The sequence below is a fragment of the Luteibaculum oceani genome (assembly GCF_007995015.1).
GTDB lineage: Bacteria > Bacteroidota > Bacteroidia > Flavobacteriales_D > Luteibaculaceae > Luteibaculum > Luteibaculum oceani.
Genome location: NZ_VORB01000002.1, coordinates 222,852 through 236,081, shown reverse-complemented (window position 1 = coordinate 236,081; position 13,230 = coordinate 222,852). Strand labels below are relative to the sequence as shown.

The following is a 13,230-nucleotide window of genomic DNA, read 5'->3' as shown; positions in this document are numbered from 1 at the left end:
AAGCAACTAGAGGTCAATACAAGTAGTTTTACGTGAATATTTATTTTTTTTACACGTATAACTATTATCATGGACAGAAAACTAACGCTAAGTCTGGATCAATCTGTAATTGAAAGAGCAAAAAAATACGCCAAGGCAAACAATATCAGTGTTTCAAAATTAATAGAATCTTACCTAAAGAGTCTAACCAGTACCAAGAGGAATTCCACCGAGATTACACCATTGGTAAAAAGCCTATCTGGGGTAATTAGTTTGGATAAAAAAGTAGATATCAAAAAGGATTACACAGACTACTTAACGTCCAAATACAAATGAATCGAGTTTTAATAGACACTAATATTGTCCTCGATCTTTTAGCACAAAGAGATGGATTCTACCAAGAGGCTGCGGAGATTTTTTCCTTAGCAGACAAGCATCAAATTGCCCTTACTATTTCCTCGCTTACTTTCGCCAATACTAATTACATTTTAACCAAACTGACATCAGCAAATGAAGCAAGGGAAATTCTGAGAAAATTTAAAGTACTGGTAGAGGTCTTAAATCTCAATGATAGAGTGGTTGATCTGACCCTAAGCGATAATAAGTTTCCAGACTTCGAAGATGGTTTCCAATACTATTCTGCTTTGGAAAATGATGTGGAAATTATAATTACGCGAAACAAAAAGGACTTCAAACATTCCAATATTCCAGTTTTATCTCCTAAGGAATATTTGGCCCAAATTCATTAATTCTATTCCAACGTTAATCTCGGTCGCTGTTGTTTCACAGCCCCCTCTCCGTACATCAAATCAGTTTAACCGACTATCACAAGTACATTGTACTGGGAAATACTGATTTTTAATTTAAGCATATGAAAACGATCTATTCCCTATTAATTCTTTTAGTCTTGGCTTCCTGCCAAACGGCTAATCCCGCCGAAGAAGTTCCAAATCCCGAACCAGCGCAGCTAGTTGGTTCCTACAATGTAGATTTCTCCCCCATCGTAGACCACGTTACAGAGGAGTTAAATGAAAATGAAAACATTGCAAAAATTGGGGAAGGCCTTGCAGGTCTCTTTCTGGATGCGGTAAAACTGAAGATTCATTTTTATCCGGAGAATAAAGGTAAGATGGAATTTGAAGGTGGCGTTTTTCAGTTTGCAGTTTCCATTTCAGACGAACCTTTAGACAGTGAACAGTCCTTTGAGTACAAACTAGAAAGCGATTCTATTCTGTGGTTAAAAGAGCAAAAAAATGATGAGTTTGAGAAATGGGCCGTGCTAAGAGAACCAACAAAAAATTACGACACGCTAAAACTGATGATGATTAATGAAGGTGAGGAAAACATATTCCTAAACCTGTATAGAATTAAATCCAACAAAAATTAGGGCATAAAAAAAGGAGACTAACAAGTTAATCTCCTTTTTCACTCTAACAAGCACCTACCACAGAGCTCGTCATCGTTGATGCTAAGATACGCGCTTTTTTCATATATCCAAGCACTTTTTCTCGATAATCGAAAAAAAATGTCGGTTGAGGCGTAAATCAACTGTAAACTAAACTTATTTATTTGGGCTTATCTATTTGTTTATCAAAGTCTTAACCTCAACACTATAGCCACAACATTTTCTCTAACTTGCCGCCATGAAAATTTTTGTTTCCTTAATTATATCCCTTCAATTGGCCATAATTGCCTCTGGTCAAAATGTTGATTCCCTCTACATGCGTGAGAACTACGACCAAGTAGAGCATTTTATCCCTATGCGGGATGGGAAAAAATTATACACGCTGTTATACATCCCAAAAGACCGCAGTAAATCCTACCCTATCCTGCTTAACAGAACTTGTTATAATGCATCTGGGTATAAAAATTGGAAGACGGGTGGTCACCCTTCTAAATATCTGGTGAGAGACGGCTACATCTTTGCATTTCAAGATGTGCGAGGAAGGTACCAGAGCGAGGGAGAGTTTACAACCATGACACCTAACATTCCTGGAAACGACCTCAACAATACGGAAGATATAGATGAAAGCTCCGACACCTATGACGCCATTGCATGGATGCTTGAAAACATCCCAAATAATAATGGTAAAGTGGGGCAATTCGGTATTTCATATCCTGGATTCTATACAGCCGCAGCCTTGCCCAATGCACATCCAGCTTTGGTAGCATCTTCCCCTCAAGCACCCATTTCAGATTTTTTCTTCGACGACTTTCATCACATGGGCGCCTATTTACAAAGTTACACCTATGCATATGCTGTTTTTGGCTACCAAAAAGACAGTTTAACGGATAAAGCCTGGTATACTGACCAGTTAAACCGTTTTGATAGAAATAAAGTGGTCAACGGTTATGAGTTTCATTTGAATCTTGGTCCGCTTAAAAACGTAACCGAGAAATATCACCACGATAACTTCTTTTGGAAGGAAACCATAGATCACCCGAACTACGATGAGTTTTGGCAAAAGCGCAATATCCTGCCACATTTGAGGGGCATAGACCATGCCGTTTTAACCGTGGGCGGATGGTTCGATGCGGAAGATTTATACGGACCACTGAACATATATAAGCACATAGAAAGAAATAACCCCAAGGCTAAAAACAGCCTAATCATGGGGCCTTGGTCGCACGGCGGTTGGGCGAGAGAACAAGGGAAACATTACCACAACCACATTTATTTTGGAGATAGCATTTCCACCCATTATTTAAGGGAAATTGAGCGCAAATTTTTTGCTCATCACCTTAAGGGTGCCGTTAACCCTAAACTTCCCGAGGCATACATGTTTGATACCGGCTTAAAGCAATGGAAGAGTTTTGAAAATTGGCCCAGCCCATCTATTCCACCTGTAAAATTGGGATTTACCGAGGGTGGAAAGCTGCTAATTAACCAAGATGGCTCAGATAAAGAAAAGTTTGCCTACACCAGCGACCCCAATAAACCTGTTCCATACAGGTCAGAAATTGAGGGTTTAACCTTTACCCCCAGAGCCTACATGACAGACGATCAACGCCATGCCTCTACCCGCCCCGATGTTTTAACATTTACCAGTGACGTACTCGATGAGAACCTGACTTTGGGTGGGGAGATTTTGGCAAAGCTGAAGGTTGCCATTAGCTCTACGGATGCCGATTTTATTGTAAAACTAATCGATGTGTATCCAGACACCACTGCGCAGGACCCCAATTTACCATCTAACATCGTTTTAAGTGGTTACCAGCAATTGGTTAGAGCAGAGGTATTTAGAGGTCGTTTTAGGGATAGTTTCGAAAAACCCCTTCCGTTTACACCCAATAAAAAGGATGAGGTGAGTTTTCCGCTACAAGACATCCTGCATACCTTTAAAAAGGGACATAGGGTGATGATACAAATTCACAGTACTTGGTTCCCCTACATCGACCGCAACCCTCAAAAATATGTGGAGAATATATACAAGGATGCAAAAAAGGAAGATTTTGTTAAGGCAGAAATCACCATTTTTGGGGACTCCAAAGTAATTGTAGGTGGAAATATAAATAGTGCTACTTCCGCCCTACCTAAGTAATAATTCCATCATAAAAAGGAATAGACAATTATTTTCTGATTTAAAGAAAACGATTAGTTTTGCGGCCACCCAATCGGGATGTAGCTCAGCTGGTAGAGTACACGTCTGGGGGGCGTGAGGCCGCAGGTTCAAGTCCTGTCATCCCGACTAAGATTTACAAGGGATTCAGAGTTTTTAGCTTTGAGTCCCTTTTTTTATTCACCTTTACACGTCTGGAGGCCATGCCAAGCGCGTGGAGGTTCATTTACTCTTATTCTTCTCACTTCTAACCTTCCACTCAAGACTCTTGCCTCTTAACCCTTAACCCGGAAAACAAAAAACCTCCACGATTTTTCGCAGAGGCTATCGAGGTTTGAGGGAGCAACGCTGGGAGTTACGGTTTACTTTAAGTTATTGTTGCGTTTTCGCTAGTTATCTCCCTCATGGTTAAAGAATACTTGTACGTGGCTATACTTTTATGGCTTTATCGGTTATAGATCGTTCATAGCCCGCGCTTTGAAAATATTTTTTTCACCAACAATCAATTTTAACTTGTAATGACATTTTTATGACTATATTATAAACAGATAAATGTCTATAATCTAGTCAATGCTGTTAAATTGCCATTCCTATTATAGTTTGGGATACGGGACTTTAAGTCCACACGCTCTTCTCGAAAAAGCTTCAAAACTGGGGCATAGTGATCTTTGCCTTACCGATATTAACAATACATCGGCCTGCCTGGAGAGTTTACGCATCGCCAAAGATTTTGGAATACGCTTACGAATTGGGATTGATTTCAGAAATGGGGTAAAACAGCAATTTATAGGCATAGCCAAAAACAACCTGGGCTTTATGGAGCTCAATCGCTACCTAAGTGCAGTATTAAAAAGCAAAGCCCCCTTCCCAGATCGCGCTCCAGACTTTGAGCACTGCTACATTGTTTACCCCTTTAATAAAATGCAAGATAGCCTACTAAAGGATTGGGAGTTTATTGGAGTAGGGCATCACGAATTGGGGAAACTAAAGTTTAGCCCCTTGCGATTAAAACCCAGCAAGCTTGTTGTTCATCAAGAAGTGTCCTTTAGCAATAAAAGGGAGTTCAACACACACCGTTTACTAAGAGCGATACACGACAACGTATTGCTGAGCAAATTACCCCCTGACCATCAAGCTAAGCCGAGCGAAAACCTCCCCCCTTATCACGAACTGAGATCCAGCTTTATCAATCACCCCGAGCTGATTTACAATACCGAAAAGCTCCTAGACAACTGTCAGGTACAGTTTGAATTTGGGGTTAACCAAAACAAGAAAACTTTTACGGGTAGTCCCCAAGCCGATTTCGAATTGTTGGAACGCGAGTGCTGGAAAGGGATGGACTACCGGTTTGGAGGAAGACCAAGACATGCAGTAGAACGGTTAAGACATGAGCTAGATGTATTGCAACAAAAAGAGTTTGCCGCTTATTTTTTAATCAACTGGGATTTGGTGCAATACGCCTTACACAAAGGTTATCCCTATGTGGGAAGAGGAAGTGGTGCCAATAGTTTGGCGGCTTATTTGCTGCGTATAACAGATGTAGAACCCATAGAGCTCGACTTATATTTCGAGCGTTTTATCAACCCCTACCGCGCCTCTCCTCCCGATTTCGACATTGATTTTTCGTGGACAGATCGAGACGACATCACCCATTATCTTTTTAATAAATACGGATACGACCACACAGTGCTCTTAGGTTCGTATATAACCTTTAAGCATAAATCGGTTTTTAGAGAATTGGGGAAAGTGTTTGGTTTACCTGGCGACGAAATTGAAAAGATTCAACGAAATCCCGACCCCAACCAAAGTGATAATTATGCCAAATGGATTATAAAATATAGCGAGTACATTGCGGGACTCCCCTCCCACTTAAGCGTACATGCCTGCGGAATTTTAATCGCTGAAAAACCCATCCATTATTACTGTGGCACTTTTGTTCCACCTAAAAACTTTCCAACCACCCAATTCGATATGGAGGTAGCCGAAGACGTTGGGCTCCATAAATTCGACATACTTAGTCAGCGGGGATTAGGTAAAATATACGACGCGGTAAAGCTAGTTAAACAAAGGCATGGCGTTGAAATTGATGTACACAACACCCTCATGTTTCGGCAGGATAACAAAGTGAAAAAAATGCTCAAAACTGGGGAAACCATAGGTTGTTTCTATGTCGAGTCTCCGGCCATGAGAATGTTACTCACCAAACTAAAAGCCGATGACTACTTGCGCCTGGTAGCAGCTAGTTCCATTATTAGACCAGGAGTTGCTAAAAGTGGGATGATGCGGGAATATATCATCCGTTTTCGAGATAAAGCACGTCGGGAAAAAGCTAAAAAAGAACTTCCAGAACTCTATAACATCCTAGAGGAAACTTACGGAGTAATGGTTTACCAGGAGGATGTGATGAAAGTTGCAAGCCGCTTTGCCGAACTCAGCCTGGCCGAGGCAGATATATTAAGACGAGGAATGTCTTGGAACTTTAAAAAGCGAACCGAATTTGCCGAAGTAAGGGATAAGTTCTTCACCAATTGCCTCAAAAAAGGATATAGCAAAAAGGTGGTTTCAGAAATTTGGAGTCAGATTGAAACCTTTGCCAGTTTCGCTTTTGCCAAGGGACACTCGGCCAGCTATGCCGTCGAGAGTTTTCAGGCGCTCTACTTAAAAGCCCATTACCCCACTGAGTATATGGTGGCTTGCATTAACAATGGTGGTGGATTTTATTCTCGCTCCCTCTACCTCCACGAGGCCAAGAAATTTGGCGCTATAGTCGAAGCTCCATGCATTAATAGAAGCGATATTCTATGCAACATCCGGAGTTTAAACACCATTTTTATTGGTTTGGGAATGATACAGGGACTAGAGTTTAAAATAGTAGAGAAAATACTGTTAGAGAGAAATAGAAATGGTGCTTTTCTCGATTTCGATGACTTCTGCGACCGACTTTCAATAGGGATAGAACAAGTTACCCTGTTAATTCGGGTTGGAGCGTTTAGAGCATTTGAACCCGACAAGAAAAAACTTCTTTGGAGAGCTCACACCTTGTTGAGTACAGAAAGTTTAGCTGCTGAACCTACTGCCAAACTCTTTGCTCCTCCCACTAAAAACTATGCCTTACCCCAATTATGGCATCATCAACTACAAGATGCTTACGACGAAATAGAACTCCTCGGCTTCCCCTTACAATCGCCATGGGATTTATTAAAATTTCCCCCAAGCGAAAATTTAAAAGCTAGCGATTTACCCGACCTATTAAACAAAAATGTTACATTAGTTGCATATCTAGTTCACGTTAAACGAACCAAAACCAGTGATGGTAAAATCATGCATTTTGGAACTTGGCTAGATAGACAAGGACAATGGATAGATACCGTTCATTTTCCACCTGCCGCATCTGCATATCCCTTTCGAGGAAAAGGACACTATCGCATTTCAGGCAAAGTGGTTGAAGAATACGATTTCATAACCATTGAAGTTGCAAAACAAGAATTATTAGAAGTGCAAAACTTAGACGACCAAGCATAACCCTACCCTATGAAAACGATAGACCAAAATTTCCTCATCGAAGAACTCATTAAGCAAACACAAAACCACATTGCAGTGGCAGAAAGTCTACTCGAACTTCCAGAAGAAGCGCTGAATTACAGAAGTCGACCGGAAACCTGGAGTATTTTAGAGTGTATAGAACATTTAAATCTCTATGCAGAGTTCTACCACCCAGAATTCCACGCCTTAGTAGAGAAAAACGAAAACAAAAAAGGAAATGGTCTTTTTAAGCCTGGATATTGGGGGAATAAATTTGCCAAATCTATGCTGCCGGGAGAAAGCCGCCCCATGCGTTCCCCACGCGATAAAGACCCTATTTACTCCAAACTCTACCCCAAGATTATAAATGGGTTTATTGCCCATCAAAACCAACTTATTAAACTACTGGAACGCAGTAAAAATATCCCACTCGATAAAATTAAATGTCCGCTCAGCCTTAGCCAATTTGTAAAACTACGACTTGGCGATGTGTATCGTGTGGTAATCTTCCACAACACCCGACACTTAAGCCAAGCAAAAAATATTGCAGAAAATTTAGAGCTGGTCGCACAGCAGTAAACTTTTAAGAATCACACATTTACAGCTAAACTTTCTCTATTTATTTATCCAATCAGGAAGAAATAATTCTAGTTTAGCGAACCAAATCCTAGGCAATTGCGTAGAGATATTCGAGCTGATTAAAAAGTTACGTTATTACACCGAGCGAAAACATAAGCGAATCAACCGATAGGCAAAAGACCGCAGTTCTTTTGTTCTCTCGCCCAACCCATTTGGAGGCAGTTGCAAAACCCCTTTACGGAGACCAAAACGTAACCCTTAATAGGAAGATTTGGAGTGCGTTTAAAAATCACACCACCAAGGCTGTAGAACGCAGTGGATTAGACCTCATCCAATATACCTTACAAGAAGGTACCAGTTTCGGTGAAAAGATTGCCAACGCCGTACAAAGTACTTTTTCAGAAGGATACGAAAAGGTAATATTGTTAGGTGTTGACAATCCAAACTTACACCACAACACCATAAAATTTGTTGCCGACAAATTAGCGGACAACGATTGGGTTATCGAACCAAGTGAAGACGGTGGAGTTAATATTTTTGGTATCCACAAGGAACACTTCAACTTCGAAGAATTTCAATCGCTGCCGTGGCAAACAGAACAGCTGCTCAATGAATTTGTAGATACCTGTAGAGCTAAATTTCAAAACCTGTATTTACTCGCAGGTAGCCCCGATATCGATGCGAAAGAAACGCTTGAGGCTTGGCTGTTAAATCCTCAGAATAAACTTTTAGGCCTTGTAATTAAGGCGCTACTTTTCAAAGAAAAATTTGCTTCTCCAAATACTGGAGTTTCTAAAGCCTCAGAAAGTAAAACAGTAAATGAATTACTTAGGGCTCCACCTCAGTAGTTCCATTGATTCACTACCATCCATCCCACCCTTACATTAAAATTTAACTAAACCCAAAACCATCATGCAGAAGTGGTATCTTCTATGGTGTTTTGCATTGCTTACGTTTGGAGTAAATGCACAAGTCGCCATTTCCGGAATTGTAAAAGATTCCGAACTTAATTACAAAATTCCTGGTGTAACTATCGTTGAAAAAGGAATTTCTAATGGTACAACCACCAACGAAAACGGATCCTATACCTTAACCGTTGCAAAACTACCAACCACCTTAATATTCACCTATGTAGGTTACGAACCTCAAGCGGTGGAGATTACAGAGAAAAAGGCTTACGACATTTCCTTAGAGCCCGACCAGGTTAATTTGAATGAGGTAGTGGTAACTGCGCTTGGAACTAAACGATCTAAAAAATCACTGGGATATGCCGTTCAGGAATTAGAAAGCAAGGACATCACCGAAGTAAAAGCGCCTAATTTCTTAGATAACTTAAGTGGAAAGATAGCCGGTGTAACGGTTACTCAGGGAGCTACAGGTGTTGGATCAAGTTCCAAAATTAGCATACGAGGAGAGCAAAGTTTCACCAATAACAATCCGCTTTTTATTGTGGATGGAATCCCGGTGAACAACAACTCCATCATTAACTACACCAACGATGCCGCTGCTGGTTTTCAAGAAGTTGATTTTGGAAATGGTGCCATGGAAATTAACCCAGACGACATAGAGTCGGTTTCTGTATTAAAAGGACCAAGTGCCGCAGCGCTTTATGGAACCAGGGCTTCTAACGGGGTAATTGTTATCGAGACTAAAGATGGAAGCAAATCCGACGGTATCGGGGTTAGTTACTCCAATAGCACCTTCTTCGAAAGGCCATTTCAGCTTCCAAAGTTTCAAAATACATACGGACAAGGAAATTCAGGGCAGTTTGAATTTGTTGATGGTAGATTTGGTGTAAACGACAATATCAGCTACAGTTACGGTCCAAGGTTAGACCAAGGAACCCTTATCTCTCAGTACGACTCACCTGTTACCCTACCTGATGGTACCGTTGTTAGAGGTGGAGACGTTGCTGTACATAAAGGAGCTCCCATAACTCCAACCGAGTTCAAATCGCACCCAGATAATCTGAAAAACTTCTATGAAACTGGAGTAACAACTACCAACAACGTTGCTATTTCAACCAGCTCCAAAAACGGAAGTGCAAGATTGTCGTACACCGACTTGTACAGCAAAAGCATTATCCCAGGAGTAAATCTTAAGCGTAAAACCATCAGTGCCAACCTAAATTTTAATCCAACCGAACGCTTAAAAGTAGGTACTGCAATTAGCTACATCAATTCAAATAGCGACAATAGGCCTTCGAGTGGATATGGTTCTGAAAACGTTAATTATTCATTGGTAGCATGGGGACCAAGATCCCTAGATATTGCGCCCATGAAAGATTACTGGCAACCAGGATTGGAAAATATCCAACAGTATTCATTTAACTACACCTTCTTCGACAACCCTTATTTCATTCTTCTTGAAAACAGAAATGCCTTTAACAGAGACCGCGTTTTCGGGAATGTTAACGCGAGCTATAAAATTCTGGATAATCTAGAGCTCCAAGTGAGCAGTGGTATGGATTTATCTAACGAGCTGAGAACCTTTAGAAGGGCATTTAGTACCAATCGTTTTAAGAATGGTGGATATGCAGAACACGATGTTTTCTACCGCGAGGTGAATAGTAACATTGGTTTAAATTACAAGCGCATTTTTGGAGATTTCACGCTAGACGCTCTAGTTGGCGCCAACCGCATGGATCAGGAAGCGACCACTAATCAAATTCAATCTATTGAGTTAGCTCAACCTGGTATTTTCAATTTCTCCAATGCCGCCGTTCCTTTAGATGTTTTTGAGTTTGGAGCTAGAAAAAGAATTAATTCCATATACGGAATCGCGAAATTGGGTTACAAAGATTACTTGTTTGTAGACATTACCGGAAGAAACGATTGGTCTAGTTCCCTAGCAACCATAACGGGAACGGATAACGTATCTTTCTTCTACCCTTCTATTTCTTCATCTTTCATCCTTTCCAACGTAATTGAATTGCCAGAGCAAATAAGCTTTGCCCGATTACGTGCAAGTATTGCACAGGTTGGAAACGATACAGATCCATATCAAACTCAAGGTGTATTCCTTGCACAAACTCCATACAAAGGAGAAACTACTTTCTCGGATCAAAACATTATTCCAAACAGCAACCTACTTCCTGAAAAAACCAACAGCATTGAGTTGGGTGGTGAAGTGAGGTTTTACAACAACCTGTTCTATTTGGATTTCACCTACTTTAATGCAACTACCGAAAACCAAATTATTTCCTTGCCAGTTCCTGTTTCAAGCGGATACACACAGCAGGTTATAAACGGTGGTAGAGTAAACAGCACAGGATGGGAAATAATGGCAGGAGTTAATGCCATGAGAAAAGGTGATTTCCAATGGAGTAGCCAGATTAACTACAGCCGTTACAGAAATATTGTAGAGGAATTACCTAATGGTGTTGATCAACTTACCCTTGCTTACTCTAGAGTATACGATAACGTAAACCAATCTGTATTCTTTATTGTAGAAAAAGGTGGTCGCATTGGCGATATGTATGGTACAGGTTATTTAAAAAATGAAAATGGCGATTTCGTTATCGATGAAAACGGAAAATATATTGTAGATAACCGCCTTAAAAAACTAGGAAACGCAAACCCAGACTTTATAATTGGATTCAATAACCAATTTAAATACAAGCAGTTTTCTTTAAACCTATTAATGGACTGGAGACATGGTGGAGTTTTAGTATCTAGAACTCAAGCCCTAGCCGGTGTGGCGGGTCAATTAGAGGAAACTGAAAATCGCCCCGAAGGTGGTATAGTTGCAGAAGGTGTTCAGAATACCGGTACCGCAGAGAATCCAGTTTGGACGCCCAACTCAACTCCCGTTGATGCGGAGGATTACTACCGCCAATACTACGATAGAAACCACGAGGAGAACAATACCTACAATGCATCTTATCTTAAAATCAGAGAACTTTCTATTGGTTACACCTTTAGACCTGAAATTATAGATGGAACCTTCCTTCACAATTTTAAAAACATTAGAATTTCATTGGTAGGAAGAAACCTATTTGCATTTAGTGAGATTCCACACTTCGATCCTGAACAAATTGCGGTACAAGGAAACCAGTTCGTGAGTGGTGTAGAGGATATGTCCTACGCTTCTACCCGCAGTATTGGATTTAAAATTGGGTTTAACTTCTAAGCTATTATCATGAGAAAATTACTATACATAAATATCCTTTTTTCAGCGCTTGCATTTGTTGGCTGTACTAAGGATTTCGAGGATATAAATACCAACCAAAACGCTCCGGTTTCCGTTGAACCAGAATTCCTGTTAAGACAAGTATCATACGATTTTGCAGAGGAAATGAGTTACGAAGGATTCGTTGCAGGAAATCTACTAAGCCAACACTTTGCCATGGTAGATTTTAACCTTTTTGACCGACACAGTCTAAGTGAACCACAATTAGGAGGAAACCCCTGGCCATTTATATATACCAACTTAAGGGACAACGAGATTCTTTTAGCAAAATCTCAGGAAACCAGTGTTTACGATGTCTACGAGGGACCTGCATTGGTGCTTAAGGCCTACTTTGCTATGGCCCTTACCGATATTTATGGCGACGCTCCTTATTTCGAAGCTTTTAGAGCCAAAGAAGGAATAATTAACCCTAAATACAGTAGCCAGGAAAATATTTACATGGCAGAGGGTGGAATTTTAGATAACCTGAGAAAAGCATCCACCTTTTTTGAAAATTATACGGGTGGCAATAGCTTAGCTGGAGACATTATTTTTAATGGAGACCTAAGTCAGTGGGCCAAATTCGCTAACTCCCTTCGAATTAAAGCGCTAATGCGCATAAGTTCTAAAATGGATGTATCTACCGAATTAACTACTCTGGTAAACGCTGGAAATTACATTGCCGAAAATGCAGACAACGCCGTGGTAGATTTCACCGATGGAAAGCCTAATAATTTTAGAATGGCTAACCTAAGAGATGGAGATTTCAACCTTTACACCTTGTCGCTTACATCAGAAGAAATTCTTAATGACCTAGGCGACCCTAGAATTGCAACCTTTTACAGAACCGAAAACGACACATCGAGCCTGTACAGAGGAATTTTAAATGGAAGAAATGCATCTAACTCTATTTCTTTGGATTCCGTTTCCCTAACCGGTACCATTTTCAGAGAAAATGCTGGAGTTCTGGAAGCAAATTACCTAACGGCATGGGAAACCAACTTCCTTATTGCCGAAGCCATAGAAAGAGGATATGTTACCGGAAGCGCTAAATCTTTTTACGATAAAGCGGTGCAACAAGCATTTGATTATTGGAACACCACTATGCCTACAGATTACCTAACCACAGGAAATGCGGCCTATGGAGCAAATGGGGCAAACACCATAGAACAAATCATTACTCAAAAATGGATTGCTCAAATTATTAATGGTTACGAGGCATGGATAGAATGGCGTAGAACAGGATTTCCTGCTCTTAAAACCATTGAGGCAAGTTTAAATAACAACCTCATTCCTGTTCGTATGCCTTACCCTACGGATGAAGAGGCTCTCAATGCATTTAACTACCAACAAGCTGCAGCCAACACCGATGGAAATAGTGTTAATGCACCTGTTTGGTGGGATGAATAATTGATATTTG

9 protein-coding genes and 1 tRNA gene are annotated in these 13,230 nt (G+C 40.5%); all 10 read left to right on the top strand.

What is annotated here, in order from left to right:
- Window positions 1-69 precede the first annotated feature (69 nt).
- Window positions 70-315: a DUF6364 family protein gene (locus FRX97_RS03065; RefSeq protein WP_147013270.1), complete on the top strand. Its 246-nt coding sequence runs from the start codon at window positions 70-72 to the stop codon at window positions 313-315.
- Window positions 312-728 (top strand): type II toxin-antitoxin system VapC family toxin, encoded by a 417-nt coding sequence (locus tag FRX97_RS03060; RefSeq protein ID WP_147013268.1) that lies wholly within the window; start codon window positions 312-314, stop codon window positions 726-728. Before FRX97_RS03065 ends, FRX97_RS03060 begins: the two co-directional genes overlap by 4 nt.
- A gap of 122 nt (window positions 729-850) precedes the next feature.
- Window positions 851-1,366 (top strand): hypothetical protein, encoded by a 516-nt coding sequence (locus tag FRX97_RS03055; protein ID WP_147013266.1) that lies wholly within the window; start codon window positions 851-853, stop codon window positions 1,364-1,366.
- Window positions 1,367-1,622: 256 nt separating this feature from the next.
- The gene (locus FRX97_RS03050) at window positions 1,623-3,521 is read left to right on the top strand and encodes a CocE/NonD family hydrolase (protein ID WP_147013264.1); all 1,899 of its coding nucleotides are present in this window, start codon (window positions 1,623-1,625) and stop codon (window positions 3,519-3,521) included.
- A 74-nt stretch (window positions 3,522-3,595) separates the two neighbouring features.
- Window positions 3,596-3,668: transfer RNA gene (locus tag FRX97_RS03045), tRNA-Pro, on the top strand.
- A 441-nt stretch (window positions 3,669-4,109) separates the two neighbouring features.
- Window positions 4,110-7,061, top strand: coding sequence for a DNA polymerase III subunit alpha (locus tag FRX97_RS03040; RefSeq protein ID WP_147013262.1), 2,952 nt, complete (start codon window positions 4,110-4,112; stop codon window positions 7,059-7,061).
- A 9-nt stretch (window positions 7,062-7,070) separates the two neighbouring features.
- Window positions 7,071-7,640, top strand: a complete 570-nt coding sequence (locus FRX97_RS03035; protein WP_147013260.1) for a DinB family protein — start codon at window positions 7,071-7,073, stop codon at window positions 7,638-7,640.
- Between the two features lie 212 nt (window positions 7,641-7,852).
- On the top strand, window positions 7,853-8,488 hold the full coding sequence (locus FRX97_RS03030) for a DUF2064 domain-containing protein (protein WP_170227002.1): 636 nt from the start codon (window positions 7,853-7,855) through the stop codon (window positions 8,486-8,488).
- Window positions 8,489-8,552: 64 nt separating this feature from the next.
- Window positions 8,553-11,771: a SusC/RagA family TonB-linked outer membrane protein gene (locus FRX97_RS03025; protein ID WP_147013256.1), complete on the top strand. Its 3,219-nt coding sequence runs from the start codon at window positions 8,553-8,555 to the stop codon at window positions 11,769-11,771.
- A 9-nt stretch (window positions 11,772-11,780) separates the two neighbouring features.
- Window positions 11,781-13,220 carry a SusD/RagB family nutrient-binding outer membrane lipoprotein gene (locus FRX97_RS03020; protein ID WP_147013254.1) on the top strand — a complete coding sequence of 480 codons (1,440 nt, stop codon included), beginning with the start codon at window positions 11,781-11,783 and terminating at the stop codon, window positions 13,218-13,220.
- Window positions 13,221-13,230: the final 10 nt, after the last annotated feature.